Annotated in this window: 31 protein-coding genes; 3 read left to right on the forward strand and 28 right to left on the reverse strand. The window is 68.4% G+C overall.

The genetic code is table 11. The features are described 5' to 3' along the window. Positions 1-62: 62 nt before the first annotated feature. Positions 63-704: a ubiquinol-cytochrome c reductase iron-sulfur subunit gene (petA, locus tag J2P76_RS22290; protein WP_207410130.1), complete on the reverse strand. Its 642-nt coding sequence runs from the start codon at positions 702-704 to the stop codon at positions 63-65. 139 nt (positions 705-843) lie between these two features. Between petA and mscL the strand changes: the two genes are divergently transcribed. Next, positions 844-1,290, forward strand: a complete 447-nt coding sequence (gene mscL, locus J2P76_RS22295) for a large conductance mechanosensitive channel protein MscL (RefSeq protein ID WP_207410131.1) — start codon at positions 844-846, stop codon at positions 1,288-1,290. Positions 1,291-1,312: 22 nt separating this feature from the next. Here mscL and J2P76_RS22300 read toward each other — a convergent pair whose 3' ends face one another. After that, the gene (locus J2P76_RS22300) at positions 1,313-2,089 is read right to left on the reverse strand and encodes a Nif3-like dinuclear metal center hexameric protein (RefSeq protein ID WP_207410136.1); all 777 of its coding nucleotides are present in this window, start codon (positions 2,087-2,089) and stop codon (positions 1,313-1,315) included. A gap of 19 nt (positions 2,090-2,108) precedes the next feature. Here J2P76_RS22300 and J2P76_RS22305 point away from each other — a divergent pair, with 19 nt between their 5' ends. Beyond that, positions 2,109-3,254 (forward strand): S1C family serine protease, encoded by a 1,146-nt coding sequence (locus J2P76_RS22305; protein ID WP_207410137.1) that lies wholly within the window; start codon positions 2,109-2,111, stop codon positions 3,252-3,254. A gap of 14 nt (positions 3,255-3,268) precedes the next feature. Here J2P76_RS22305 and J2P76_RS22310 read toward each other — a convergent pair whose 3' ends face one another. The 24 genes from J2P76_RS22310 to J2P76_RS22425 form a co-directional block, all read right to left on the reverse strand. Beyond that, positions 3,269-3,631, reverse strand: a complete 363-nt coding sequence (locus J2P76_RS22310; RefSeq protein ID WP_207410138.1) for a helix-turn-helix domain-containing protein — start codon at positions 3,629-3,631, stop codon at positions 3,269-3,271. Positions 3,632-3,727: 96 nt separating this feature from the next. Beyond that, a complete protein-coding gene (gene tatC, locus J2P76_RS22315) occupies positions 3,728-4,534 on the reverse strand; it encodes a twin-arginine translocase subunit TatC (RefSeq protein ID WP_207410139.1) in 807 nt (268 codons plus the stop codon). Beyond that, positions 4,531-4,974, reverse strand: coding sequence for a Sec-independent protein translocase protein TatB (tatB, locus tag J2P76_RS22320; RefSeq protein WP_207410140.1), 444 nt, complete (start codon positions 4,972-4,974; stop codon positions 4,531-4,533). Before tatB ends, tatC begins: the two co-directional genes overlap by 4 nt. Before the next feature lie 75 nt (positions 4,975-5,049). Then, positions 5,050-5,277, reverse strand: coding sequence for a Sec-independent protein translocase subunit TatA (gene tatA, locus J2P76_RS22325; protein ID WP_207410141.1), 228 nt, complete (start codon positions 5,275-5,277; stop codon positions 5,050-5,052). Positions 5,278-5,295: 18 nt separating this feature from the next. Then, complete coding sequence (locus tag J2P76_RS22330; protein ID WP_012247158.1) at positions 5,296-5,664, reverse strand: histidine triad nucleotide-binding protein; 369 nt, start codon at positions 5,662-5,664, stop codon at positions 5,296-5,298. 13 nt (positions 5,665-5,677) lie between these two features. Next, entirely contained in the window at positions 5,678-6,025 is a 348-nt protein-coding gene (locus J2P76_RS22335) for a phosphoribosyl-ATP diphosphatase (protein WP_207410142.1), read from the reverse strand. After that, positions 6,022-6,426, reverse strand: coding sequence for a phosphoribosyl-AMP cyclohydrolase (gene hisI, locus J2P76_RS22340; RefSeq protein ID WP_207410143.1), 405 nt, complete (start codon positions 6,424-6,426; stop codon positions 6,022-6,024). Before hisI ends, J2P76_RS22335 begins: the two co-directional genes overlap by 4 nt. A 9-nt stretch (positions 6,427-6,435) precedes the next feature. Continuing rightward, complete coding sequence (gene hisF / locus J2P76_RS22345; RefSeq protein WP_207410145.1) at positions 6,436-7,263, reverse strand: imidazole glycerol phosphate synthase subunit HisF; 828 nt, start codon at positions 7,261-7,263, stop codon at positions 6,436-6,438. After that, positions 7,260-8,000: a 1-(5-phosphoribosyl)-5-[(5-phosphoribosylamino)methylideneamino]imidazole-4-carboxamide isomerase gene (hisA, locus tag J2P76_RS22350; RefSeq protein ID WP_207410147.1), complete on the reverse strand. Its 741-nt coding sequence runs from the start codon at positions 7,998-8,000 to the stop codon at positions 7,260-7,262. Before hisA ends, hisF begins: the two co-directional genes overlap by 4 nt. A gap of 64 nt (positions 8,001-8,064) precedes the next feature. Further along, positions 8,065-8,718: an imidazole glycerol phosphate synthase subunit HisH gene (gene hisH, locus J2P76_RS22355; RefSeq protein ID WP_207410149.1), complete on the reverse strand. Its 654-nt coding sequence runs from the start codon at positions 8,716-8,718 to the stop codon at positions 8,065-8,067. 21 nt (positions 8,719-8,739) lie between these two features. Then, a complete protein-coding gene (gene hisB, locus J2P76_RS22360; RefSeq protein ID WP_012247164.1) occupies positions 8,740-9,327 on the reverse strand; it encodes an imidazoleglycerol-phosphate dehydratase HisB in 588 nt (195 codons plus the stop codon). Between the two features lie 15 nt (positions 9,328-9,342). Further along, the gene (gene hisC / locus J2P76_RS22365) at positions 9,343-10,443 is read right to left on the reverse strand and encodes a histidinol-phosphate transaminase (protein ID WP_207410151.1); all 1,101 of its coding nucleotides are present in this window, start codon (positions 10,441-10,443) and stop codon (positions 9,343-9,345) included. Continuing rightward, positions 10,440-11,747 carry a histidinol dehydrogenase gene (gene hisD, locus J2P76_RS22370; protein WP_207410153.1) on the reverse strand — a complete coding sequence of 436 codons (1,308 nt, stop codon included), beginning with the start codon at positions 11,745-11,747 and terminating at the stop codon, positions 10,440-10,442. Before hisD ends, hisC begins: the two co-directional genes overlap by 4 nt. 105 nt (positions 11,748-11,852) lie before the next feature. Next, entirely contained in the window at positions 11,853-12,533 is a 681-nt protein-coding gene (hisG, locus tag J2P76_RS22375; RefSeq protein ID WP_207410155.1) for an ATP phosphoribosyltransferase, read from the reverse strand. Next, positions 12,530-13,798 (reverse strand): UDP-N-acetylglucosamine 1-carboxyvinyltransferase, encoded by a 1,269-nt coding sequence (murA, locus tag J2P76_RS22380; RefSeq protein WP_207410157.1) that lies wholly within the window; start codon positions 13,796-13,798, stop codon positions 12,530-12,532. The genes hisG and murA overlap by 4 nt, the downstream gene beginning before the upstream one ends. Next, positions 13,798-14,043, reverse strand: coding sequence for a BolA family protein (locus J2P76_RS22385; protein WP_207410159.1), 246 nt, complete (start codon positions 14,041-14,043; stop codon positions 13,798-13,800). Before J2P76_RS22385 ends, murA begins: the two co-directional genes overlap by 1 nt. 5 nt (positions 14,044-14,048) lie before the next feature. Beyond that, a complete protein-coding gene (locus tag J2P76_RS22390; RefSeq protein ID WP_207410161.1) occupies positions 14,049-14,858 on the reverse strand; it encodes an ABC transporter permease in 810 nt (269 codons plus the stop codon). Further along, the gene (locus J2P76_RS22395) at positions 14,855-15,664 is read right to left on the reverse strand and encodes an ABC transporter ATP-binding protein (RefSeq protein WP_207410163.1); all 810 of its coding nucleotides are present in this window, start codon (positions 15,662-15,664) and stop codon (positions 14,855-14,857) included. Before J2P76_RS22395 ends, J2P76_RS22390 begins: the two co-directional genes overlap by 4 nt. Before the next feature lie 81 nt (positions 15,665-15,745). Next, entirely contained in the window at positions 15,746-16,378 is a 633-nt protein-coding gene (locus J2P76_RS22400; RefSeq protein WP_207410165.1) for an MlaC/ttg2D family ABC transporter substrate-binding protein, read from the reverse strand. 33 nt (positions 16,379-16,411) lie between these two features. Continuing rightward, positions 16,412-17,245 carry an MlaA family lipoprotein gene (locus tag J2P76_RS22405; protein WP_207410168.1) on the reverse strand — a complete coding sequence of 278 codons (834 nt, stop codon included), beginning with the start codon at positions 17,243-17,245 and terminating at the stop codon, positions 16,412-16,414. A gap of 105 nt (positions 17,246-17,350) precedes the next feature. Next, complete coding sequence (mlaD, locus tag J2P76_RS22410) at positions 17,351-17,827, reverse strand: outer membrane lipid asymmetry maintenance protein MlaD (protein ID WP_207410170.1); 477 nt, start codon at positions 17,825-17,827, stop codon at positions 17,351-17,353. 12 nt (positions 17,828-17,839) lie between these two features. Continuing rightward, positions 17,840-18,619, reverse strand: coding sequence for a lipid asymmetry maintenance ABC transporter permease subunit MlaE (mlaE, locus tag J2P76_RS22415; protein ID WP_207410172.1), 780 nt, complete (start codon positions 18,617-18,619; stop codon positions 17,840-17,842). Further along, entirely contained in the window at positions 18,616-19,452 is an 837-nt protein-coding gene (locus tag J2P76_RS22420) for an ABC transporter ATP-binding protein (RefSeq protein WP_207410174.1), read from the reverse strand. Before J2P76_RS22420 ends, mlaE begins: the two co-directional genes overlap by 4 nt. A gap of 192 nt (positions 19,453-19,644) precedes the next feature. Next, positions 19,645-20,826, reverse strand: coding sequence for a YbfB/YjiJ family MFS transporter (locus J2P76_RS22425; RefSeq protein WP_207410176.1), 1,182 nt, complete (start codon positions 20,824-20,826; stop codon positions 19,645-19,647). A 64-nt stretch (positions 20,827-20,890) separates the two neighbouring features. On the opposite strand from J2P76_RS22425, the gene J2P76_RS22430 reads away from it, so the two are divergent. Further along, a complete protein-coding gene (locus J2P76_RS22430) occupies positions 20,891-21,766 on the forward strand; it encodes a LysR family transcriptional regulator (RefSeq protein ID WP_207410178.1) in 876 nt (291 codons plus the stop codon). On the opposite strand, the gene J2P76_RS22435 is transcribed toward J2P76_RS22430, so the two are convergent. Both J2P76_RS22435 and J2P76_RS22440 read right to left on the reverse strand, forming a co-directional pair. Beyond that, positions 21,763-22,389 carry an OmpW/AlkL family protein gene (locus tag J2P76_RS22435; protein WP_207410179.1) on the reverse strand — a complete coding sequence of 209 codons (627 nt, stop codon included), beginning with the start codon at positions 22,387-22,389 and terminating at the stop codon, positions 21,763-21,765. The two genes, J2P76_RS22430 and J2P76_RS22435, sit on opposite strands and share 4 nt — an antisense overlap. Positions 22,390-22,569: 180 nt before the next feature. Continuing rightward, the gene (locus tag J2P76_RS22440) at positions 22,570-24,036 is read right to left on the reverse strand and encodes a glutamate synthase subunit beta (RefSeq protein ID WP_207410181.1); all 1,467 of its coding nucleotides are present in this window, start codon (positions 24,034-24,036) and stop codon (positions 22,570-22,572) included.

Genomic DNA, 24,036 nt, shown 5'->3' on the forward strand with positions numbered 1-24,036 from the left:
AATGGCTCCTTCTATACGAGGCGTATTTTGCTAAGGTCGGGGAAAGGCGACGCGTTGGCGCGTCAGGCCTTGTTGTCTTCGTCAACCCCGACGATGATGCGGGTGTCGCTCAGGTATTGATACGGCGGGACTTCGAGGTTGTCGGGCGCGGGCTTGTTCTTGTACACGCGGCCGGCCAGGTCGAAGGTGGAGCCGTGGCAGGGGCACAGGAAGCCGCCTTCCCAGGAAGACGGCAGGCCGCCGCCGCCGCCGGTTTCGAAGTGCGCGGTGGGCGAGCAGCCCAGGTGCGTGCAGATGCCCACGCACACGAACAGCTCGGGCTTGCGCGAGCGGTATTCGTTCTTGGCGTATTCGGGCGTGAAACCGGGGCGTTCGGAATTGGGATCGGCCAGGTAGGGGTCTTGGTCTTTGATGCCGGAGAGCTGGTCTTTGGACCGGTGGATGACCCAGACCGGCTTGCCGCGCCATTCGACGGTGCGCATCTGGCCGGGAGCCAGGTCGGCGACGTCGACTTCGACGGGCGCGCCGGCGGCGCGGGCCTTTTCAGAGGGGGCGAAGGTGCTGACAAAAGGGACGGCAGTGGCCACACCGGCGACACCGCCCACCGCACAGGCGGTCGTTACCCAGAAACGGCGCGAAGGATCCGGCGGGAGGTTGGGATCAACCGCACCGTCATCATCATGCACCAGCGTATCCTGACTCATCTCTTCCTATCCTTGTTGATGCGCCCGCACTACCGTAGCATCAGGCTTGCAACATCCGTTTTGCGGAGATATGTAACAACATAGCAACCGCGTATTATAGCGCCTGCCCAGTCCGGGGCGAACGACGTAAGGAGCATTCATGAGCAAAGCATCTGGTTTTCTCAAGGAATTTCGCGATTTCGCCGTCAAGGGCAACGCGATGGACCTTGCTGTTGGCGTGATCATCGGGGCTGCGTTCGGCAAGATCGTCGATTCCGTGGTCAAAGATCTCGTCATGCCTCTCGTGAATTTCATCCTGGGGGGCTCGGTGGATTTTTCCAACAAATTCCTGGTGCTGTCGATGCCCGACGGCTATGCCGGCCCCATGACCTACGCCGATTTGACCAAGGCGGGCGCCAACGTGCTGGCCTGGGGCAATTTCCTTACCATCCTGATCAATTTCATCCTGCTGGCCCTGGTGGTGTTCATCATCGTCAAGGCCATCAACTCGGCGCGCCGCAAAGATGAAGAAGCGCCGGCCGCGCCCGCCGCGCCGCCCGAAGACGTGGTGGTGCTGCGCGAAATCCGCGACCTGCTCAAGAAATAGCGCGCCGCGCGCGGTGCCGGCCCTACACCGGGTTGTCGATGTCGACGAACTCGACCCGTATGCCGAATTGCTGCGCCACGGCCTGGCCCAGCGCCTGCACGCCGTAGCGTTCGGTGGCGTGGTGGCCGGCGCCGATGAAACCGGTGCCGGTTTCGCGGGCCAGGTGCACGGTGGGTTCGGAGGCTTCACCCGTGATGTAGGCGTCTGCGCCGGCCTGTACCGCGTCGGCCAGCATGCCCTGCGCCGCGCCGGTGCACCAGGCCACCCGCCCCAGCGGGCGGCCGGGTTCGCCCACCACCAGCGGCGCGCGCCCCAGGCGCTGCTGCACGCGCCGGGCCAGCGCGTCCAGGGTGTCCAGGCCCGGCGCCGTGCCCAGCCAGATCAGGTTGTCGGGGCCGCAGGTCAGCGGCGCGCCGGCCGCGTCGAGCTCGGGCGCCAGGCCCAGCACGCGCGCCAGCTGGGCGTTGTTGCCCCATTGCGGGTGGGCGTCCAGCGGCAGGTGGTAGGCGAACAGGTTCAGGTCGTGCGCCAGCGTCAGGGCCAGGCGGGTGCGGCGCGGGCCGCGCACGCGCGGGTCTTCGTTTTTCCAGAACCAGCCATGGTGCACCAGCACGGCATCGGCGCCGCGCTCGATGGCCGCGCGCAGCAGCGCCTCGGATGCGGTGACGCCGGTGATAATGTGGCCTACGCGCGGCTTGCCTTCGACCTGCAGGCCGTTGGGACAGTAATCTTTGAATCGCGGCGCTTGCAGCGTGGCATCCAGCCAGGCCGCCAGTTCGCGGGTGTCGATTGTTTTCATTGCCTACCTTGTCAGGATCATGCGTCGCTATTGGCTGATATTCGCTCAGGCCGTCACGGTGTGTCTGGCCATTTTATTCGTGGTGACTACCCTGCGGCCCGATTGGCTGCGCCTGTCGGCCCCGGCGCCCGGAGCGGCCGGGCAGCCCGCCGCGCCGGCGGCCGGCGCGTCGTCGTACGCGGCCGCGGTGGCCAAGGCGGCGCCGGCGGTGGTCAACGTTTTCACGTCCAAGCACGTGAACGTGCCGGTGGTGCCGCTGCCCGACGATCCGATCCTGCGCCAGCTGTTCGGCCAGGTGCCGGGCCTGAGCCGGCGCCAATCGTCCACCAGCCTGGGCTCGGGGGTGATCGTCAGCGCCGAGGGCTACGTGCTGACCAACTACCACGTGGTCGAGGCGGCTGACGCCATCGAGGTGGCGCTGGCCGACGGCCGGCGCGGCAGCGCCAAGGTGGTGGGAGCCGACCCCGACACCGACCTGGCGGTGCTGAAGCTGGATGCCGGCACCCGGCCGCTGCCCGTGGCGGCGCTGGCGGCCGACCGCAGCCTGCGCGTGGGCGACGTGGTGCTGGCCATCGGCAACCCCTTCGGCGTGGGGCAGACCACCACCCAGGGCATTGTCTCGGCGCTGGGCCGCAATGGGCTCGGCATCAACACCTACGAGAACTTCATCCAGACCGATGCGGCCATCAACCCCGGCAATTCCGGCGGCGCGCTGATCGACTCGCAGGGCAACCTGGTGGGCATCAACACCGCCATCTATTCCGAGTCGGGCGGCTCGCTGGGCATCGGCTTCGCCATTCCCATCGACGCCGCGCGCAAGGTCATGGACGACATCGTCAAGACCGGCTCGGTGCGGCGCGGCTGGCTGGGCATCGAGCCGCAGGACATCACGCCGGAACTGGCGCGGGCCTTCGGCCTGCCGGCCGATACGCGCGGCGTGGTGATCGCCGGGGTGATGCGCGAGGGCCCGGCCGGCAAGGCCGGCCTGCGCGTGGGCGACATTGTGCAAACCGTGAATGGGGCGCAAGTGCTGGATACCGTGTCGATGCTGCGCCTGATCGCGGCGCTGCCGCCCGGCGAAAAAGCCACCGTGGGCATCCTGCGCGGCGGCAAGGCGCGCGATGTAACGGTGTCGGTGGGCACGCGGCCGGCCCGGCCGCGCTAGGGCCGGGCCAGGGGTCAGGCGCCGTTGGCGATAAGGCGCACGACGGCCACGATTTTCTTGCGTGTGCCGGCGGGCAGCTTGCTCATCAGGGCCTGCAGTTCGGCGCTATAGCCGTCGGCCGGCGCGGCGGCGGAGGCCGGGCCGTGCGAGCGCCCGGCGGGCGCGGCGCCGTCGATGCCGTCGGTCAGCCAGGGCACCGTGGTGCCCAGCGCCGCGGCCAGGCGCTGCAGGGTGCCGCGGGTGGGCGAATAGGTGTCGTCGCGCGTCAGGATGCGGTGGATGGAAGATTGCGGCACCCCTGATATGCGCGCCAGCTGGTTCTGGCTTTTGATGCCGCGCCCCTGCATCCGGGCGCGCAGGCGGTGTGCGAGTGTCATGCCAGACAATTTACGAGCGCCGGCCCGGACCCGGCAAGAGTGGCCGGATCCGGTTTATTGCGTTCGATCACATGGCGGCCGGGCGGGCGCCGGGCTTCAGTGATGTTCGGTCAGGCTGCCGGCCGCGTCGTCGGCGTCCTGGTTTTTCTTTTCGGGCGTGACCATGCGGGCGCAGATCAGGCCCACTTCGTACAGCAGCACCAGCGGCACGGCCAGCATGAACTGGCTGACCACGTCGGGCGGCGTGACCACCGCGGCGATGATGAAGGCGCCCACCACCACGTAGCCGCGCGCCCCGCGCAGCTTGGACAGCTCGACGATGCCGGTCTTGACCAGCAGCACCACGGCAACCGGGACTTCGAAGGTAATGCCGAAGGCCATGAACATGGTCATGACGAAGCTGAGATAGGCTTCGATGTCGGGCGCGGGCGTGATGGATTGCGGCGCGAACGTCGCGATGAAGTGGAAGACCGTACGGAAGACGAAGAAATAGCAGAACGCCATGCCCAGGATGAACAGCAGCGTGCTGGACACGATAAGCGGCAGGGCCAGGCGTTTTTCGTGCCGGTACAGGCCGGGGGCCACGAAGGCCCACGCCTGGTACAGCACGACCGGCAGCGCGACCACGAAGGCGGCCATCAGGGTGACCTTGACCGGCACCATGAAGGGCGTGATGACGCCCGTGGCGATCATGCGGGTGCCCTCGGGCAGCGAGGCCAGCATGGGCTGGGCCAGGATGTCGTAGATGACCGAGGCGCCGGGATAGATGAACAGCACCACGAAGACGCCGATCACGGCCATGGCCGCCTTCATGAGGCGGCTGCGCAGCTCGACCAGGTGCGAGATGAAGGTTTCTTGCGGCTGTTCCTGGTCCAGCTCGTCGGGCTTGGCGTCCTGGGTCACGGGGTGGCACCGGTTTTCGGTTGGGCGGCGGGGGTGGGCTGGTCCGGCGCGGCGTTTTCGGCCGGGGCCGGGGCCGGCGCGGGTGCCGGGGTGTCGAGGGTTGCCGGGGCTGGCGCGGCCGGCTCGGCGGCCGGGCTGCCCGAGACGGCCTGCCTGGCCTCGCGCGCGGTGTCGTTCAGGTCGCTGCGCAGCGAGTTTTCGGTGTCGCGCAGCGACGACTGCATGCTGTTGGCGGCGTCGTCCATCTCGCTTTTGAACTTGCGCAGCTCGTCGAGCTCGATTTCGCGCTGGATGTCGGTTTTGACGTCGTTGACGTAGCGCTGCGCGCGGCCGAGCAGGTGCCCGACGGTGCGCGCGACCTTGGGCAGCCGTTCGGGCCCGATGACGATCAGCGCGATGACGCCGATCACCATCAGCTCAGTGAAACTGACATCAAACATGCGACATCTGCTCGCTCAAAAGGGCACGGAAGCAGTGCCGCCGGGCATTGCTTCGGGAGAGGATGGTGACGGAAGTCAGGAGTTGGTTTTTTCTTTGGCCTGGACGTCGATGGTGTCGTCGGCCACTTTCTGCTGCGTGACCTGCTCGGCCGGTTTGTCGCCGTTGGCGTCTTTCATGCCCTCTTTGAAGCCTTTGACGGCGCCGCCAAGATCGCTGCCGATGTTGCGCAGTTTCTTGGTGCCGAATACCAGGGCAACGATGACCAGGACGATCAACCAATGCCAGATGCTGAAGCTACCCATGATGACGGTTCTCCGTGATTATGCGTTGGGAGCCATGCGCCCTTTCCAGGGACGCTGACCTCCGATGATATGGAAATGCAGGTGGGGGACTTCCTGGCCGCCTTCTACGCCGGAATTGGCCATCAGGCGGAAGCCCCCTTCCGGACCCGGGCGGCAGCCGTTGTCGGCCGCCAGGCGGGATGCCAAAGTAACCATTCTACCCAACCAGCCGGCGTCTTCGGGGCCGATGTCCTGCAGCGAGACGACGTGGCGCCGCGGGATCAGCAGCAGGTGCACCGGCGCGGCCGGGTTGATGTCGTGGAAGGCGACGAATTCTTCGTCTTCGTGGACCTTTTTCGAAGGGATCTCGCCGCGGGCGATCTTGCAGAAAATACAGTTGTCGCTCATAGGGTTTCCGTGCTCAGGACGCGGGGCGCCGTGCTTTTTCTTCCAGGCCCGACAGGCCTTCCCGGCGTGCCAGTTCGGCCAGCACGTCTTCGGGCCGCAGATTGTAGTGAGTCAAGGTGACGAGGCAATGAAACCACAGGTCGGCGGTTTCGCTGATGATGCGTTCGGGCACGCCGTCTTTGGCGGCCATGACCAGTTCGGTGGCTTCTTCGCCGATTTTCTTCAGGAAGGCGTCGGGCCCCTTGGCCAGCAGCTTGGCGGTGTACGAGCTTTGCGGGTCGCCGCCGCGGTCGGGGCGGCGGGTGGCCAGGGTGTCGGCGAGGCGCGCCAGCGTGTCGGTGGTGGACGGGGCGGTGCTCATTTGTAGATGTGGTCCGGGTCTTTCAGGACGGGGTCGACGGTGACCCACGACGCGCTGCCGGCCGGGCCTTCGAGCCGGCGGAAGAAGCAGCTGGCGCGGCCGGTGTGGCAGGCGATGCCGCCTTCCTGGTGCACCTTGAGCAGGATGACGTCGCCGTCGCAGTCCAGGCGCAGGTCGTGCACGGTCTGGGTGTGGCCGGATTCTTCGCCCTTGCGCCACAGGCGCCGGCGCGAGCGTGACCAGTACACCGCGCGGCCGGTGGCGGCGGTTTCGGCCAGGGCGTCGCGGTTCATCCAGGCCACCATCAGGATCTGGCCGTTTTCGGCGTCTTGAGCAATGGCGGGAATCAGGCCGTTGTCGTCGAAGACGACGTCGGCCATCCAGGCGGGGTCGGTATCCATGGAGACAGTCTAATCCAGTCTGACGGCGATGCCTTGATCGGCCATGAAGGCTTTGCACTCGCGCACGGTGTGCTGGCCGAAATGGAAGATGCTGGCCGCCAGCACGGCGCTGGCGCGCCCGGTGGTGACGCCATCGGCCAGGTGCTGCAGGCTGCCCACACCGCCCGAGGCGATGACCGGCACCGGCACGGCGTCGGACACCGCGCGGGTGAGTTCGAGGTCGAAGCCGGCCTTGGTGCCGTCGCGGTCCATGCTGGTGAGCAGGATTTCGCCGGCGCCATAGGCGGCCATGCGGCCGGCCCATTGCACGGCGTCCAGGCCGGTGGGCTTGCGGCCGCCGTGGGTGAAGACTTCCCAGCGGGCCGGCTCGCCCGGCTGCGACACGCGCCGCGCATCGATGGCCACCACGATGCACTGCGAGCCGTGGTAGCCGGAGGCCGCGCGCACCAGTTCGGGGTTGGCCACGGCGGCGCTGTTGATGCTGATTTTGTCGGCGCCGGCGTTGAGCAGGCGCTGGATGTCGGACACCTGGCGCACCCCGCCGCCCACGGTAAGGGGAATGAACACCTGCGAGGCCACCTGCTCGATGATGGGCAGGATCAGGTCGCGGCCGTCGCTGGTGGCGGTGATGTCCAGGAAGGTGAGTTCGTCGGCGCCCTGTTCATCGTAGCGGCGGGCGATCTCGACCGGATCGCCGGCGTCGGCCAGGTTCACGAAATTGACGCCCTTGACCACCCGGCCCGCGGTGACGTCCAGGCAGGGAATGATGCGGCGGGTGAGCGCCGTGGCGGCGCCCGCGCCCTGCCCCGTGGCGCCTTGCGCAGTGGCGGCGTTCATTGGCTGAGTTCGTCGGCGCGGGCCTGGGCGGCCTGGAAGTCGAGCGCGCCTTCGTAGATGCTGCGGCCCAGGATGGCGCCTTCGACGCCTTCTTCTTCGACCGCGCACAGCGCTTCGATGTCGGGCAGGCCGGCGATGCCGCCCGAGGCGTACACCGGGATGCGCACATGCTGCGCCAGCCGCACGGTGGCGTCGACGTTCACCCCCGACAGCATGCCGTCGCGGCTGATGTCGGTGTAGATGATGGCTTCGCAGCCGTAGTCTTCGAACTTCTTGGCCAGGTCGAGCACGTCGTGGCGGGTGAGCTTGCTCCAGCCGTCGGTGGCGATCTTGCCGTCGCGCGCGTCCAGGCCGACGATGATGTGGCCGGGGAAGGCGCCGCAGGCGTCTTGCAGGAAGCCCGGGTTCTTGACCGCGGCCGTGCCGATGATGACGTACGAGATGCCGGCGTCGAGATAGGACTCGATGGTGTCGAGATCGCGGATGCCGCCGCCGATCTGGACCGGAATGTCGTCGCCGACGGCGTCGAGAATGGCCTTGATGGGCGCGTCGTTCTTGGGCTTGCCCGCCACGGCGCCGTTCAGGTCGACCAGGTGCAGGCGGCGCGCGCCCAGGTCGAGCCAGTGGGTGGCCATGGCGGCGGGGTCTTCAGAGAATACCGTTGCCTCGTCGAGGTCTCCCTGGCGCAGGCGTACGCAGCGCCCGTCTTTGAGATCGATGGCGGGGATCAGCAGCATGGTGGATAGCGAGCGTTGAAAAAATCGGTTGAAAAAAGGCCGGCCGAAGCTCGTACGGGGGCGGCTATGGGTTCCAGTCTACAAAATTGCGGTACAGGCGCAAACCATGGGCCGCGCTTTTCTCGGGGTGGAACTGCACCGCGAAAATGTTAGCGGCTGCCACGGCGCAGGTAAATGTAACGCCGTAGTCGGTTTCCCCTATGGTAAGGGCGGGATCGGCCGGCGCGGCATAGTAGCTGTGCACGAAATAGAAATGCGTGTGGTCGGGAATGCCCGCCCACAAGGCATGAGAGCGGGTCTGGCGGACTTGGTTCCAGCCCATGTGGGGCACTTTCAGGCGTTCGGCCCCCGCGTCGGCGCCGGGGGCGCCGGCGAACTGCGCGCCCGCGAAGCGGCGCACCGTGCCCGGGAACACGCCCAGGCAGGGAGTGTCGCCTTCTTCGCTGGACTCGAACAGCATTTGCTCGCCCACGCATACGCCCAGCAGCGGCTTGGCGCGGGCGGCGCGCACTACGGCTTCGCGCAGCCCGGATTCATTCAGGGTGCGCATGCAGTCGGCCATGGCGCCCTGGCCGGGAAACACGACGCGATCGGCCGCGTCGATGTCGGCGGCGCGGCTGCAGATGCGGATGTCGGCGTCGGGCGCGGCGTAGCGCAGCGCGCGCGCCACGGAATGGAAGTTGCCCATTCCGTAGTCGACGATGGCAATGGTGGTCACTGGGGTCTGCCTGGCGGGGTGTTACAGAACGCCTTTGGTGGACGGCACCGCGCCGCCCATGCGGGGGTCGAGCTCGAGGGCCATGCGCAGCGCGCGGCCGAAGGCCTTGAAGACCGTTTCGCACTGGTGGTGGGCGTTGACGCCGCGCAGATTGTCGATGTGCAGGGTGACCAGGGCGTGGTTGACCAGGCCCTGGAAGAATTCGCGGGTGAGGTCGACGTCGAAGTCGCCGATGCGCGCGCGGGTGAACGGGATGTGGTATTCGAGGCCCGGGCGGCCCGAGAAGTCGATGACCACGCGCGACAGGGCTTCGTCGAGCGGCACGTAGGCATGCCCGTAGCGGCGCAGGCCGGCCTTGTCGCCGACGGCCTTGGCGATGGCCATGCCCAGGGTGATGCCCACGTCTTCGACCGTGTGGTGGGCGTCGATGTGCAGGTCGCCTTCGGCCTTGATGTCGAGGTCGATCAGGCCATGCCGGGCGATCTGGTCGAGCATGTGGTCGAGGAACGGCACGCCGGTGTCGAGCGTCTGCTTGCCGGTGCCGTCGAGGTTGACGGCCACGCGGATGCGCGTTTCGTTGGTGTTGCGGGTGATTTCGGCGGTACGCATAAAAGGAAGGCGAGCCTAATTGGAACTGAGGATATCTTGCAGGGCGCGCAGCAGCGCGCGGTTTTCGTCGGGCGTGCCTACCGAGATGCGCAGGCAGTCGGCCAGCAGCGGGTGGGCGCCCGAGAAGTTCTTGACCAGTATTTTGCGCGTTTTCAGGGCAAGATGCACGGCGTTGCCGTCCGGCTGGCCGGAAAAGCGCGCAAGCAGGAAGTTGCCGGCGCTGCTGTAGACAGTGACCCCGGGCAGGGCCGCCAGGCCGGCCGCCAGGGGCTCGCGGTCGGCGCGCAGCCGCGCGGCCTGCCCGTCGAGCACCGGCTTGTGGCGCAGCACGGCGCGCAGGGCGGCCTGGGTGAGCACGTTCAGGTTGTACGGCGGACGCACCTTGTCGAACTGCGCGATCCAGTCGGGGTGGCCGGCCAGGTAGCCGAAGCGCAGGCCGGCCAGGCCGATCTTGGACACGGTGCGCAGCACCACGGCCTGCGGCAGCCCGGGCAGGCGCGGCATCCAGGTGTGGCCGGCAAAGGGCTGGTAGGCCTCGTCCAGCACCACCAGGCCGGGGGCGGCGTCCAGGATGGCCTGCACGGCCGCGTCGGGCCACAGCCCGCCGGTGGGGTTGTTGGGCAGCGCCAGGAACACCACCTTGGGGCGGTGGCGCTCGATGGCCTGCAGCATGGCGGGCAGGTCGAGCTGCAGGTCGGCCGTCAGCGGCACGCCCACGAAGCGGGCGTGGTCGAAGCGCGCCGCCATGTCGAAGTACACGAACGACGGCCAGGGCGACAGCACCGTGTCGCCGGGCTGGCAACAGGCCTGCACGATCAGGTGGATGAGCTCGTCCGAGCCGTTGCCGAACAGCAGGCCGGCCTGGGGCGGGATGCCGAAGGCCTGCCGGACGTCATTGGCCAGCGCGGCGGTGTCGCCGGGCGGGTAGCGGTTCAGGGCGGTATCGCGCACCGCGCGGGCGATGTCATTGCGCACGGCATCGGGCAGCGCGTAGGGGCATTCCATGGCATCGAGCTTGATGCCGTCGGCCGCCGGCGGCACCGGATAGGCCGTCAGCGCGCGGATGTCGTCCCGGACCGTGGCGGCGACGCGGCCGGCCGCGGTGTCGGCGTTCATTGGGTGTCCAGCCGGTACTGCGCGCTGGCGGCGTGCGCCGGCAGGCCTTCGCCCAGGGCCAGTTCGGCGGCGATGCGGCCCAGCGTCTGCGCGCCCTGCCGCGATACCTGGATCAGGCTGGACCGCTTCTGGAAGTCGTAGACACCCAGCGGCGACGAAAAGCGCGCCGTGCGCGACGTGGGCAGCACGTGATTGGGGCCGGCGCAGTAGTCGCCCAGCGATTCGGAACTGAACCGGCCCATGAAGATGGCGCCCGCGTGGCGGATGCGGGAGGTCCAGTGCTCGGGCTGCTCGGTGGAGATTTCGAGGTGCTCGGGGGCGATGTCGTTGGCGATGGCGCAGGCTTCTTCCAGGTCGCGCACCAGAATCAGGGCGCCGCGGTTGGCCAGGCTGACGCGCAGGATGTCGGCGCGCGGCATGGTGGGCAGCAGGCGGGCGATGGCGGCCTCGACTTCATCGATGAAGGCGGCGTCGGGGCACAGCAGGATGGACTGGGCCAGCTCGTCGTGCTCGGCCTGGGAAAACAGGTCCATGGCGATCCAGTCGGCCGGCGTCTTGCCGTCGCAGATGACCAGGATTTCGCTGGGGCCGGCGATCATGTCGATGCCCACGGTGCCGAACACCCGCCGCTTGGCGGCGGCCACGTAGGCGTTGCCCGGGCCGACGATCTTGTCGACCGCCGGTACGGTGGCGGTGCCGTAGGCCAGCGCGCCGATGGCCTGCGCGCCGCCGATGGCGAAGGCGCGGTCCACGCCGGCAATGGCGGCGGCGGCCAGCACGATGGGATTGCGCACCCCGTCGGGGGTGGGCGTGACCATGACGAGCTCGGGCACCCCGGCCACCTTGGCGGGGATGGCGTTCATCAGCACCGACGACGGATAGGCCGCCTTGCCGCCGGGCACGTACAGGCCCACGCGGTCCAGCGGCGTGATCTGCTGGCCCAGCAGATTGCCTTCGGAGTCGGTGTAGGTCCAGGTTTCGCCGCGCTGGTGCTCGTGATAGGCGCGCACGCGCTCGGCGGCGATTTCCAGCGCGTTGCGCTGCGCGGCCGGCAGCGCGGCCAGCGCGGCATGCCAGTCGGCCTTGGGGATTTCCAGCGCTTCCGCCGTGGCGGCGGCCACCCGGTCGAAGCGCTGGGTGTATTCGAGCAGCGCGGCATCGCCGCGGCCGCGTATGTCGGCCAGGATGCCGGCGGCGGCGCGGTCGATGGATTCGTCTTCGGCGGCCTCGAAGGCCAGCAGTTTGGACAGTGCGGAAGCAAAGCCCGGCTGGCGGGAATCGAGGCGGTTGATCAGGGCGGCCATGGCGTTACGGAAGAACAGAAAATACACCCGCGACGGCGCTATTGCGGGTGGCCGCCGCCGCAGGCAAAGACATAGTGTAGCGGGCGCGGCGCGCCGGCGGCCGCTTCAGGGGCGGGCGGCTCCCGAGGCGGCCCGCTGGAACGCCTGCAGCAGGGGCTGCAGGCGGGCGCCGCGGGTCTTGAGCGAGGCCTGGTTGACGATCAGGCGCGACGAAATGGCCATGATGTCTTCGACGGCGACCAGGTCGTTGGCGCGCAGGGTGCCGCCCGACGACACCAGGTCGACGATGCAGTCGGCCAGCCCGACCAGGGGGGCGAGCTCCATGGAGCCGTACAGCTTGATGATGTCGACGTACACGCCCTTGGCGGCGAAGTGCTCGCGGGCCGACTGGACGTATTTGGTGGCCACGCGCAGGCGCGCGCCCTGGTGCACCGCGGCCTGGTAGTCGAAGCCGTTGCGCACCGCCACGCACAGCCGGCACTTGGCGATGTCGAGGTCGATGGGCTGGTACAGCCCGCCCGGGTGCTGGGCGGCGTGCTCGATCAGCACGTCTTTGCCGGCGATGCCCAGGTCGGCCGCGCCGTACTGCACATAGGTGGGCACATCGGAGGCGCGCACGATGATCAGCCGCAGGGCCGGATCGCTGGTGGGCAGGATCAGCTTGCGCGAGCTTTCGGGGTTCTCGGCGACCTCGATGCCGGCTTCGGCCAGCAGCGGCAGGGTTTCTTCGAAAATGCGGCCCTTGGACAGCGCCAGGGTGATGGGCGCGGCGGATGCGGGGCTCATGCGGATTCCTTGCCCGTCAGGCGCTGGATGTCGGCGCCCAGGGCGCGCAGTTTGACTTCCATTTTGTCGTAGCCGCGGTCCAGGTGGTAGATGCGGTCGACCTGGGTCTGGCCTTCGGCGGCCAGGCCGGCGATGACCAGGCTCGCCGAGGCGCGCAGGTCGGTGGCCATGACGGCGGCGCCCGACAGGCGGGCCACGCCGCGCACCACGGCGGTGTGGCCGTCGATGTCGATATCGGCGCCCATGCGGCGCAGTTCCTGCACGTGCATGTAGCGGTTCTCGAAGATGTTCTCGACGATGACGGCGGTGCCCTGCGCCACGGTGTCCAGCGCCATCAGCTGGGCCTGCATGTCGGTGGCGAAGCCGGGGTATTCGTGGGTGCGCGCGCCCACCGCGCGCGGCCGGCCCTGCATGGCGCCGCGGATCCAGTCGGGGCCGGTTTCGATGGTGAGGCCCGCCTCGACCAGCTTGTCGAGCGTGGCGCCCAGGGTATCGGGGGCGGCATTGCGCAGCGTGATGTCACCGCCGGCCGCGCCCACGGCGCACAGGAACGTGCCGGCCTCGATGCGGTCGGGGATGACGCTGTGTTCGGCGCCGTGCAGGCTGGCCACGCCGTCGATGACGATGCGGTCGGTGCCCTGGCCCTGGATGCGGGCGCCCATCTTGATGAGCAGTTCGGCCAGGTCGACGATTTCGGGCTCGCGAGCGGCGTTTTCGAGCACGGTCTGCCCTTCGGCCAGCACGGCGGCCATCAGCAGGTTTTCGGTGCCCGTCACGGTGACCATGTCGGTGCGGATGGAGGCGCCCTTCAGGCGCGTGGCCTGCGCCACCACGAAGCCGTGTTCGATGCGGATATCGGCGCCCAGGGCCGCCATGCCCTTGATGTGCTGGTCGACCGGCCGCTGGCCGATGGTGCAGCCGCCCGGCAGGCTGACGCGCGCCTGGCCGAAGCGCGCCAGCAGCGGCCCCAGCACCAGGATGGACGCGCGCATGGTCTTGACCAGGTCGTAGGGGGCCTCGAGCTTGTCGAGCTGGCTGGCCTGCAGGGTGACGATGCCGTCGGCGCCGCGCTCGGCCCGCACACCCATGCGGGCCAGCAGGCGCAGCATGGTAGAGGTGTCGTTCAGGTCGGGCACGTTGGCCAGCACCACCGGGTCGGCGGTGAGCAGGCCGGCGCACAGGATGGGCAGGGCCGAGTTCTTGGCGCCCGAGATGGCGATTTCGCCGCGCAGTTGCGCGCCGCCGGTGATGCGTAGCTTGTCCATCAGTTGCCTGCCTTGGCGTATTCTTCGGGAGTCATGGTGCGCATGGACAGCGCGTGGATTTCGGCCTTCATGCGTTCGCCCAGCGCGGCGTACACCAACTGGTGCCGCGCGATCAGGCGCTTGCCTTCGAAGGCCGGGCTGACGATGACCGCGTCGAAGTGCGAGCCGTCGCCCTGCACGTCCAGGTGGTCGCAGGGCAGGCCGTCGGCGATGTATTGGCGGACCTGCTCGGGGGTGGGTAGCATGGACGTCAGTTCCTGAGTTTGTAGCCGCTGGCCAGCAGCCGCATCGTGAAGATCGCCAGCACGGCGAAGACTCCCGATACCACGGCCAGGCTGTGCCACGGCGAGACATCCGACATCGAGAAAAACCCGTAGCGGAAGCCGTCGATAGTGTAGAAGATGGGGTTCCAGTGCGACACCGCCTGCCAGAACGGCGGCAGCGTGTGGATGGAATAGAACACGCCGGACAAGAACGTGGCCGGCATGATCAGGAAGTTCTGGAAAACCGCCAGCTGGTCGAATTTCTCGGACCACAGCCCGGCCACCAGGCCCAGCGTGCCCATGATGCCGCTGGCCAGGATGGCGAAGACCACGATCCAGACCGGATGGGCCGGCGGCAGCGGCGTGAAGCATATGGCCACCAGCCACACACAGGCGCCCACCGCCAGGCCGCGCGCCATGGCCGCCAGCAGGTAGGCCGAGAAGATCTCGCGGTGCGACAGCGGCGGCAGCAGCACGAACACCAGGTTGCCGGTGATGCGGCTCTGGATCAGCGACGACGACGGGTTGGCGAAGGCATTCTGCAGCATGCTCATCATCATCAGCCCGGGGATCAGGAACGAGGTGTACGGCACGGTGCCGTACACCATGACGCGCCCTTCCAGCACGTGGGCGAACACCAGCAGGTACAGCAAGGCCGTGACCACCGGGGCGGCGATGGTCTGGAAGGCGACTTTCCAGAAGCGCAGCAGTTCTTTGCGCAACAGGGTGGGAAAGCCCGAGCCGGCATCCAGGCGGGGCTGCACCAGCGGCGCGGCGGGAGTAAGCGGCGGGGTCACGAGGCGATCTCTTCGGGTTCGAGGTCGGCCACGGGGGCGTCGTCGCGGTGCATGATGCGCACGAAGGCGTCTTCGAGGTCGACGCCGCCCACGCGCGCCAGCAGCGCCTGGGTGGTGTCCAGCGCCACGATGCGGCCGCCCTTGAGCATGGCGATGCGCCCGCACAGCGCCTCGGCTTCTTCCAGGTAGTGCGTGGTAAGCATGATGGTGTGGCCGGCCTTGTTCAGGCGCGAGATGAATTCCCACAGGGTGCGTCGCAGGTCGACGTCGACGCCCGCGGTGGGCTCGTCGAGCACGATGACGGGCGGCCGGTGCACCAGCGCCTGGGCCACCAGCACGCGCCGCTTCATGCCGCCCGACAGCGCGCGCATGTTGGCGTTGGCCTTGTCGGCCAGCCCCAGGTTGAACAGGATTTCGTCGATCCAGTCGTCGTTTTTGCGCAGGCCGAAATAGCCGGACTGGATGCGCAGGGTTTCGCGCACGGTGAAGAACGGGTCGTAGACCAGCTCTTGCGGCACCACGCCCAGGGCGCGGCGGGCCGATTTGTAGTCGGCGGCGACATCGTAGCCGCACACGCTGGCGCGGCCGCCGGTGGCGCGGGCCAGGCCGGCCAGGATGGAAATCAGGGTGGTCTTGCCGGCGCCGTTGGGGCCCAGCAGGCCGAAGAATTCACCCGGCTCGATGGTGAGGCTGACGTCGTTCAGGGCCTGGAAGCCGGGGCCGGCGGTGTGCCCAAGCAGCTTTTTCCAGCCCGGCGAGCGCGGCGGGTAGATCTTGGAGACGTGGTCTAGACTGACGGCGGACATGACAGCGGCGGGATAGCCCTGGAAAGAGCGAATCGCCCATTATAAATGGCGGCCGCGGCCCGGCCGCGGCCGGCGCGCGGCTTACTGGTTGCGCTGGTTCAGGGCCTTGATCAGGCCGTCGATGCCGGACTGGTTGATCTGCTGGGCGAACTGGTTGCGGTAGTTCTGGATCAGCCAGATGCCTTCGACGTTCATGTCGTAGATGCGCCAGCCCTGCTGGGGGTCTTTTTCCAGCCGGTAGTCCACGCCCACCGGCTGCCCGTTGGCCTGGGTGATCAGGCTGCGCACCACCACGTCGTCGGCGTTGGGGTCGCCGCGAAACGGCAGCAGCTTGATGGTGGTGGCCTGGGTAACCCCGGTCAGGGCGCCGCTGTAGGTGCGGATCAGGGTGCCCCGGAACGCGTCGGCCAGCGCCGTCTGCTGTTCGGGGGTGGCCTGGCGCCAGTAGCGGCCGGCGGCCAGCCGGGTGGTCTTGCGGAAATCGACGTAGGGCAGGATGTACGTGTCGACCGCCTGATTGACGCGGGCCAGGTCGCCCGAACGCAGCTGGCTGTCGCCCTTGAGCGCGTCCAGGGCTTCGTTGGCCGCATCCAGCACGAACTTGTCGGGCGCGCCATGGGGGTCGGGCTTGGCCTGGGCGGCGGTGGCGGCCAGCAGGCCGAGCACGCCTGCCAGGAACAGGCGCTGCAACAGGGAATAGACAGGAAACCGCATGAGAACTCCTTGCTGGAAGGGGGCGCCGCGCCGTTACGGCTTGGGCGCGGGCGCGGCCGGCTGGGCCGCAGCCGGCGCGGAGGTGGGCGCTGCCGCGTCGTCGCCATCGTCACTGTAGTCGGGCAGGCTGTCGTCGCTGTAATCGGGCAGGCTGCCTTCGCCGGTGGCGGTGCCGCGCACCATGGCGGCACGGCGCTGCAGGTACGCGTCGCGCACGAAGCTGTACGGGTCGAGCGCGACCCGGTCGACCATGTCGGTGGTGTCGAGCAGGCTGGCGCGGGTGTCGACGATGTCGAGGCCCCACAGCGAGTTGCGCCAGCGGGTGTTTTCAATGGCGCCCGGGTTGGAATAGGTGACGATGCCGCCCTGCCAGTCTCCGATCAGGCCCACGCCGTCACGCACCGAGCTGGCGCCCAGCAGCGGCAGCACCAGGTACGGGCCCTGGCCGAAGCCCCACACGCCCAGCGTGGTGCCGAAATCGTTGGGGATCTTGCGCGCCCCGTTGGCCGAGGCCACGTCGAAGCAGCCGCCGATGCCCATGGTGGTGTTGAACAGGAAGCGCCCCAGGGTGTTGACGAAGTCGTGGCCGCGGCCCTGCAGGAAGCTGTTGGTGGCGCCCCAGAGGTCGCCCACGTTGCTGAATATGTTGTGGATGCAGCTGCGCACGGGCTGCGGAGTGACGTAGGTATAGGCCTGCGCCACGGGCTTGAGCAGCGCGCGGTCGACCGTGTCGTTGAACTTGTACACGCCGCGGTTGAAGCCTTCCCAGGGGTCGCGCGGGTCGGGGTTGCCGGGCGTGGCGCAGCCCGCCGTCAGGGCGCATGCGGCCAGGGCGGAGGCAAAGCGGGCGTAAGTAGGCATATTCATGATCGGACGGGCCCCGGGAGAAAGTTCGGGTCGGTTCTCAGTGTGCCGGCGTGGCAGCCATGCGCGGTTGACGGGCAATTATGTAGGGCGCGGCGGGAAAAGACGTCAATTCCCCGGCGCAGAGCCCTGTTTTTCGGCGGTGCCGTACAGGAACTTGCTGATCAGCTGTTCCAGCACGACAGCGCTCTGGGTGTAGCGGATTTTTCCGCCGTCGGCGAAGTTGTCTTCTTCGCTGCCGGCCGACAGCCCCACGTATTGTTCGCCCAGCAGGCCCGAAGTCAGGATGGACGCGGAGGAATCTTTGGGGAATTGGTAGCCTTCTTCCAGGTTCAGCGTGACCACGGCCTGGAAGACCTTGTCGTCGAAGCTGATCTTGCCGACCCGGCCCACCACCACGCCGGCGCTCTTGACCGGGGCGCGGGCCTTCAGGCCCCCGATGTTGTCGAAGTTGGCGGTCAGGGTGTAGGTGGGGGCAAACGAAAAGCTGCTGAGATTGCCGGCCCGCAGGGCCAGGAACACCAGCGCGGCGGCGCCCAGCAGCACGAAGAGCCCTACCCAGAAATCGGTTTTTTCGCGTGACATGATGAATCCGTATCAATTGCCAAACATCAGGGCGGTAAGTAGGAAGTCGAGGCCCAGCACCGCCAGCGAGCCCACCACCACGGTGCGCGTGGTGGCGCGCGCCACGCCTTCGGGCGTGGGCCGCGCCTGCCAGCCTTCGTAAAGCGCCACCAGGGTGACGGTAACGCCGAACACCAGGCTTTTCAGCACGCCGTTGGCTACGTCGTTCCAGACATCGACGCCGTTCTGCATCTGCGACCAGAACGCGCCGGCGTCGACGCCGATGAGCAGCACGCCCACCACCCAGCCGCCCAGGATGCCCACCATGGAAAACACGGCGGCCAGCACCGGCATGGCGATGATGCCGCCCCAGAAGCGCGGCACCAGCACGCGCCGCATGGGGTCGACCGCCATGACTTCCATGGCGGCAAGCTGCTCGCCGGCTTTCATGAGGCCGATTTCGGCGGTCAGCGAGGTGCCGGCCCGCCCGGCGAACAGCAGGGCGGTGACTACCGGGCCCAGTTCGCGCACCAGCGACAGCGCCACCAGCAGGCCCAGGGCCTCTTCGGACCCGTAGCGGTTCAGCGTGTAGTAGCCCTGCAGCCCGAGCACGAAGCCCACGAACATGCCGGATACGATGATGATCAGCAGCGAATAGTTGCCGATGAAATGGACTTGCTGAGACACCAGCCGCGGGCGCGACACGGCGATGCCGCTGCGCGCCAGCATGGCGCCCAGGAACCGGGTGAAGAACCCCACGCCGCTGACCTGCGCGCGCACCCAGCCGCCCAGCGCCTGTATCGGCCCGCTCATGGTTTGCGTCCTTCTTGTTGCGCCAGCCAGGCCTGGAAGGCCGGCGTGTCGGGGTACTGGAAGGCCACCGGCCCGTCGGGTTCGCCGCGCAGGAACTGCCTGACGTACGGGTCTTGCGAGTCGGACAGCGTTTGCGGCGTGCCGGCGGCCACCAGCCGCCCTTGCCCCACTAAATAGACCTGGTCGGCGATGGCGAAGGATTCTTGCACGTCGTGCGTGATCAGCACCGAGGCGCAGTGCAGGCGGTCGGCCAGGTCGCGGATCAGGCGGGCGGTGATGCCCATGGAGATCGGGTCCAGGCCGGCGAAGGGCTCGTCGTACAGGATGAGTTCGGGTTCCAGCACCACGGCGCGGGCCAGCGCCACGCGCCGCGACATGCCGCCGGAGATCTCGGCCACCCGCAGGTGCGCGGCGGCCCGCAGGCCGACCGCGTCGAGTTTGTCGAGCACCCGCGCGGTGACTTCGGGTTCGGGCAGGCGGGTGTGCTCGCGCAGCGGGAAGGCGACGTTTTCGAAGACGTTCAGGTCGGTGAACAGCGCGCCCTGCTGGAACAGCACGCCCATGCGCTTGCGCAGGGCCTGCACGCCGTCGCCGCCGGCCTGGCCGATATCGGTGCCGAATACCCGCACCTGGCCGCGCAGCGCCGGCAACTGGCCGGTGGCCGCGCGCAGCAGCGTGGTCTTGCCCGAGCCCGAGCCGCCCATGACGGCCACCACCTGGCCTGCCTGGACGGCCATGTTGATGTCCTGCAATACCGTGAAGTCGCCATAGCCCAGCGCCACCCCGTCGAGCGACAGGGCGAGGTCCGGGCTATTGGTAGTGGTTTCGGGCATGGGCAATGGCAAGTGGGCCGGGGCCGGCAAAGGTGGGCCCCGGCGGCGGCGACCATTGTAACGTGCCCTTGTGCCGCCGCTTGTGTGCCCAATGGTGACCTTATTGCAGCCTTATGTTGCCATTTTTGGTCACTTGCGCCCATTTTCGGGTTGCACGCGGTGATCGCCCCGCGCTGCTTGCCCGGCGGGCCACTACGCCCGCTGCGGCAGCGCCAGCGCCCCGGCCGCCAGCAGCGCCGCGCTGGCCGCCAGCACGGCCGGCAGCCCGATGCCATGGCGGGCCGCCCATGCCGCGGCCAGCGGGCCCAGGATCTGGCCCAGGGCGAAGGCGGCCGTCATGGCGGCCGCGGCGCGGGCGGCGTTGGCGCCGGCGCCGCGCCGGGCGGCCTGCATGCCGGCCTGGGTGATGACCACGAACGTGCCGCCCACCAGCAGCGCCGCCAGGGCGATGGCGCCCAGCGAATCCAGCAGGGCCGGCGCCGCCATGCCGGCGGCCATCAGCAATTGGGCGGCGCGCCAGATGCGCCGTTCGTCGCGGCCGCGCGCCAGGCGCGGCGCCAGCAGGCAGGACACGGCGGCCGCGGCGCCGAAGCAGGGCCATACCCAGCCGAACACGGCGGGGTCGGGCACCTGCGCCTTGGCCATGGCGGGCAGGAACGTGGCCGGCACGATATAGCCCATGCCGAACAGCCCGTAATGCGGCACCAGCCAGCGCGCGCCGCGGTCGCCAGGGGCGGCCGGCGCCGGCTGGTCCGGGGCGGCCGGCGCGGCGGCCGGGGCCGAAGCGGGGCCGGGCGAGCGCGCCAAGGCGATCGCCACCAGGGCGCTGGCCGCCAACGCCAGCACGCCCAGCGCCCGCCAGCTGGCGTCCGCCCCCGCGCCCTGCCGCATCAGCGCCAGACAGGCCAGCCCGCTGGCGGCGATGCCGATGCCCACGCCGGCGTAAGTCCAGTTCATGACCGGCCCTTCGCGCGGGTCGCCGGCCGGCACGGGGCGCCAGGCGGCCACGCAGATGAAGGTGCAGGCGCTGGCATAGCCGGCCGCCAGGCGCAGCGCCAGCCAGGCCGCCATGCCGTCGAGCTGGCCCATGGCCAGCGTCAGCAGGCCGGCGGCGGCCAGGCTGCCCAGCAGGCCCGCGCGCAGGCGCCGGATGGGAAACGCCACCGCCGCCAGGGCGCCCAGCAGGTAGCCGGCATAGTTGGCCGAGGCCAGCCAGCCGCCCTGCGCCAGGCTGAGGCCGGCGTCCTGGGCCATCAGCGGCCACAACGGGGTGAAGGCGAACCGGCCGATGCCCATGGCGACCGCCAGGGCGGCCAGGCCGGGCCAGGCCAGAAGCAGAGGGAAGGATGAGCGGGGGATCGAGGCGGCTGGCATGCGGCCAGTCTAGGCGAGTATGATTATCATGAAAAGTGAATAATAGAGAATATAAGTTCTTGAAATGAGAAACTTGGATCTCGATGCGCTGCAGATATTCAAGGCCGTGGCCGAGCGCGGCGGGGTGGCGCGCGCTGCCGCGCACCTGAACCGGGTGCAATCCAATGTGTCTACCCGGCTGCGCCAGCTTGAAAGCGCGCTGGGCGCCACGCTGTTCCAGCGCCAGAACCGGCGCCTGGTGCTGTCGGCGCAGGGCCGTGTGCTGCTGGATTACGCCGAGCGCCTGCTGCAGCTGTCGGACGAAGCGCAGGCGGCTTTGCGCGCCGGCGCGCCGGGCGGCCTGCTGCGCGTGGGCACCATGGAAAGCACGGCGGCGGCGCGGTTGCCGCCCATTCTGGCGGCCTATCACGGCGCCTGGCCCCAGGTGCGCATTGAACTGGTGTCGGGCACCAGCGGCGCGCTGGTCAACCAGGTGCACCGCGGCGATATCGAAGCCGCGTTCGTGGCCCGGCCCTACGCCGAAGACGGCCTGGATGCCGTGCCCGCTTTCACCGAAGACCTGGCGCTGATTTCTCCCCTGGCCCGTCCGCCGGTGGCGCGGGCGCAAGACTTGCGCGGCGCCACGCTCATCGCTTTCAGCACCGGATGTTCGTACCGCCGCATCCTGGAAGCCTGGCTGGCCCGGGAAAACGTGGCGCCCGGCAACATCATGGAGTTCGCCTCGTATCACGCCATCGTGGCCTGCGTGGCCGCCGGCACGGGCGTGGCCATTGTGCCGCGCTCGGTGCTGGGCGTGCTGCAGGCCGGGGCCACGCTGCGGGTGCGCGCCCTGCCGCAGCCTTTTGCCCAGGCGCGCACCATGCTGGTGTGGCGCCGCGGGCACCAGTCGCCCGCGCTGGACGCCTTGCGCGCCGGGCTGCCCGGCGAGGCGGCCGGCTAGAAGCGGTACCCCACGCCCAGCGTGGCCACCCACGGGTCGATGCGCGCCGTGCCGATGCGCCGGCCGTCCAGCTTCACTTTCGACGAGATGTCGATATAGCGCAGGTCGGCGTTCAGGAACCAGCGGTCGTCGAGCTTGATGTCCACGCCCAGTTGCCCGGCCAGGCCCCACGAATCGCCCAGCTTCAGGTCGGAACCGGCCAGCGCGCCGCGGGCCTGGGTGTCGAAGAAATGTGTGTAGTTCAGGCCCACGCCCACATAGGGCTGCACTGTGCTGTCGGGCAGGAAATGCCACTGCAGGCTGAGGGTGGGCGGCAAGTGTTTCGTGGCGCCGATCTTGCCCAGGCCGCCGCTGCCGCGGATATCGTGCTGGAACGGCCAGGCGCCCAGCAGTTCGATGCCGATATGCCGCGTGGCCATGTAGCCGATGGTGAAGCTGGGACGCACATTGCTGCTGATATCCAGGTCGACAGCGCCATCCAGCACGCTGCCGTTGCCGGATTTCGGGCTGACTTGCGTCACGCCCAGCTTGAACAGCCAGTCGCCCGCTTCGTGGGCGGATGCGGGGACAGCGGCCAGTCCGGCCGTGCACAGGGTGGTAGCCAGGAGGGTACGTAATGACATGAAGCTCTCCGTAAGAAGCCGATGTTTCTCGGCAATAGAGAGGGTGTCAGGCCGCCGCGAAGGCCGGCTTGATCCATGTCAGTAATAGGGTTATTAATTGGGGCCGCAATAGAAAAGGTGTCTGGCCCCCGTCGGGAGGCCAGACACCTTGCTGTTGAGGCTTGCGGGCGGGCTGGGGCTTTAGCGCGGCAGTTCGCTGGAACCCATCAGGTATTCGTCGACCGCGCGGGCGCACTGCCGGCCTTCGCGAATGGCCCACACCACCAGCGACTGGCCGCGGCGCATGTCGCCGGCCGCGAAGACCTTGTCGACGCTGGTACGGTAGTCGTCGGTGTTGGCGCGCACGTTGCCGCGCGCGTCGCGGTCCACGCCAAAGGCGTCCAGCACGTTCTGCACGGGCGACACGAAGCCCATGGCCAGCAGCACCAGGTCGGCCTGGATTTCGAATTCCGAGCCTTCGGCCTCGCGCATTTTCATCTGGCCGGTGGCTTCGTCCTTGAACCATTCGACGCGTGAGCCCACCAGCTTTTCGACCTTGCCGTCGCTGCCCTTGAGCAGCTTGGTGGTCACCGCCCAATCGCGCTCGCAGCCCTCTTCGTGCGACGACGAGGTGCGCAGCTTCAGGGGCCAGTACGGCCAGACCAGCGGTTTGTTTTCGGATTCGGGCGGCTGCGGCATCAGTTCGAACTGAGTGACCGAGGCCGCGCCCTGGCGGTTGCTGGTGCCTACGCAGTCCGAGCCGGTATCGCCGCCGCCGATCACCACCACATGCTTGCCCTTGGCCAGCGTCTGGCCGGTAAGGCGGTCGCCCGCCACGGCCTTGTTCTGCTGGCGCAGGAAATCCATGGCGAAATACACGCCATCGAGTTCGCGGCCGGGCACCGGCAGGTCGCGCGGGGTTTCCGAGCCGCCGCTCATGACCACGGCGTCGAAATCGGCCAGCAGCGAGTCGGGCGTGCGCACCGTCAGGCCGTCGGCCACCGGGTCGGCCGGGTTGCCGATATAGGTGGACGGCGCGAACTCCACGCCCTCGGCTTCCATTTGGGCGATGCGGCGGTCGATCTGCGATTTTTCCAGCTTGAAGTCGGGAATGCCGTAGCGCAGCAGGCCGCCGATGCGGTCGCTCTTGTCGAACACCGTGACCGAATGGCCGGCGCGCGCCAGCTGCTGCGCCGCGGCCAGGCCGGCCGGGCCGGAGCCCACCACGGCGACTTTCTTGCCCGTCTTGCGCGCCGGCATCTGCGGCACCACCCAGCCTTCGGCCCAGCCCTTGTCGATGATGGCGTGCTCGATGGACTTGATGCCGACCGCGTCGCTGTTGATGTTGAGGGTACAGGCCGCTTCGCACGGCGCCGGGCAGATGCGGCCGGTGAACTCGGGGAAGTTGTTGGTGGAATGCAGCACGTCGAGCGCGCGGCGCCACTCTTGCCGGTACACCAGGTCGTTCCAGTCGGGGATGATGTTGTTGACCGGGCAGCCGTTGTTGCAGAACGGGATGCCGCAGTCCATGCAGCGGGCCGCCTGCTGCTTGGACTGTTCGTCGTTCAGGTGCAGGACGAATTCGCGCCAGTTCTTCAGGCGCTTCTGCGGCGCTTCAGAGGCTTCCTGCAGCCGCTGAAATTCCATAAAGCCAGTGATTTTTCCCAT

Origin of the sequence: Bordetella petrii (genome assembly GCF_017356245.1) — a bacterium.
GTDB classification, from domain to species: Bacteria; Pseudomonadota; Gammaproteobacteria; order Burkholderiales; family Burkholderiaceae_B; genus Bordetella_A; species Bordetella_A petrii_D.

Excerpts from the sequence above, each read along its gene's own strand:
- petA (WP_207410130.1), bottom strand. The coding sequence starts at position 704 with ATGAGTCAGGATACGCTGGTGCATGATGATGACGGTGCGGTTGATCCC.
- mscL (WP_207410131.1), top strand. The coding sequence starts at position 844 with ATGAGCAAAGCATCTGGTTTTCTCAAGGAATTTCGCGATTTCGCCGTC.
- J2P76_RS22300 (WP_207410136.1), bottom strand. The coding sequence starts at position 2,089 with ATGAAAACAATCGACACCCGCGAACTGGCGGCCTGGCTGGATGCCACG.
- J2P76_RS22305 (WP_207410137.1), top strand. The coding sequence starts at position 2,109 with ATGCGTCGCTATTGGCTGATATTCGCTCAGGCCGTCACGGTGTGTCTG.
- J2P76_RS22310 (WP_207410138.1), bottom strand. The coding sequence starts at position 3,631 with ATGACACTCGCACACCGCCTGCGCGCCCGGATGCAGGGGCGCGGCATC.
- tatB (WP_207410140.1), bottom strand. The coding sequence starts at position 4,974 with ATGTTTGATGTCAGTTTCACTGAGCTGATGGTGATCGGCGTCATCGCG.
- tatA (WP_207410141.1), bottom strand. The coding sequence starts at position 5,277 with ATGGGTAGCTTCAGCATCTGGCATTGGTTGATCGTCCTGGTCATCGTT.
- J2P76_RS22330 (WP_012247158.1), bottom strand. The coding sequence starts at position 5,664 with ATGAGCGACAACTGTATTTTCTGCAAGATCGCCCGCGGCGAGATCCCT.
- J2P76_RS22335 (WP_207410142.1), bottom strand. The coding sequence starts at position 6,025 with ATGAGCACCGCCCCGTCCACCACCGACACGCTGGCGCGCCTCGCCGAC.
- hisI (WP_207410143.1), bottom strand. The coding sequence starts at position 6,426 with ATGGATACCGACCCCGCCTGGATGGCCGACGTCGTCTTCGACGACAAC.
- hisF (WP_207410145.1), bottom strand. The coding sequence starts at position 7,263 with ATGAACGCCGCCACTGCGCAAGGCGCCACGGGGCAGGGCGCGGGCGCC.
- hisA (WP_207410147.1), bottom strand. The coding sequence starts at position 8,000 with ATGCTGCTGATCCCCGCCATCGATCTCAAAGACGGGCGCTGCGTACGC.
- hisB (WP_012247164.1), bottom strand. The coding sequence starts at position 9,327 with ATGCGTACCGCCGAAATCACCCGCAACACCAACGAAACGCGCATCCGC.
- hisC (WP_207410151.1), bottom strand. The coding sequence starts at position 10,443 with ATGAACGCCGACACCGCGGCCGGCCGCGTCGCCGCCACGGTCCGGGAC.
- hisD (WP_207410153.1), bottom strand. The coding sequence starts at position 11,747 with ATGGCCGCCCTGATCAACCGCCTCGATTCCCGCCAGCCGGGCTTTGCT.
- hisG (WP_207410155.1), bottom strand. The coding sequence starts at position 12,533 with ATGAGCCCCGCATCCGCCGCGCCCATCACCCTGGCGCTGTCCAAGGGC.
- murA (WP_207410157.1), bottom strand. The coding sequence starts at position 13,798 with ATGGACAAGCTACGCATCACCGGCGGCGCGCAACTGCGCGGCGAAATC.
- J2P76_RS22385 (WP_207410159.1), bottom strand. The coding sequence starts at position 14,043 with ATGCTACCCACCCCCGAGCAGGTCCGCCAATACATCGCCGACGGCCTG.
- J2P76_RS22395 (WP_207410163.1), bottom strand. The coding sequence starts at position 15,664 with ATGTCCGCCGTCAGTCTAGACCACGTCTCCAAGATCTACCCGCCGCGC.
- J2P76_RS22400 (WP_207410165.1), bottom strand. The coding sequence starts at position 16,378 with ATGCGGTTTCCTGTCTATTCCCTGTTGCAGCGCCTGTTCCTGGCAGGC.
- J2P76_RS22405 (WP_207410168.1), bottom strand. The coding sequence starts at position 17,245 with ATGAATATGCCTACTTACGCCCGCTTTGCCTCCGCCCTGGCCGCATGC.
- mlaD (WP_207410170.1), bottom strand. The coding sequence starts at position 17,827 with ATGTCACGCGAAAAAACCGATTTCTGGGTAGGGCTCTTCGTGCTGCTG.
- mlaE (WP_207410172.1), bottom strand. The coding sequence starts at position 18,619 with ATGAGCGGGCCGATACAGGCGCTGGGCGGCTGGGTGCGCGCGCAGGTC.
- J2P76_RS22420 (WP_207410174.1), bottom strand. The coding sequence starts at position 19,452 with ATGCCCGAAACCACTACCAATAGCCCGGACCTCGCCCTGTCGCTCGAC.
- J2P76_RS22425 (WP_207410176.1), bottom strand. The coding sequence starts at position 20,826 with ATGCCAGCCGCCTCGATCCCCCGCTCATCCTTCCCTCTGCTTCTGGCC.
- J2P76_RS22430 (WP_207410178.1), top strand. The coding sequence starts at position 20,891 with ATGAGAAACTTGGATCTCGATGCGCTGCAGATATTCAAGGCCGTGGCC.
- J2P76_RS22435 (WP_207410179.1), bottom strand. The coding sequence starts at position 22,389 with ATGTCATTACGTACCCTCCTGGCTACCACCCTGTGCACGGCCGGACTG.
- J2P76_RS22440 (WP_207410181.1), bottom strand. The coding sequence starts at position 24,036 with ATGGGAAAAATCACTGGCTTTATGGAATTTCAGCGGCTGCAGGAAGCC.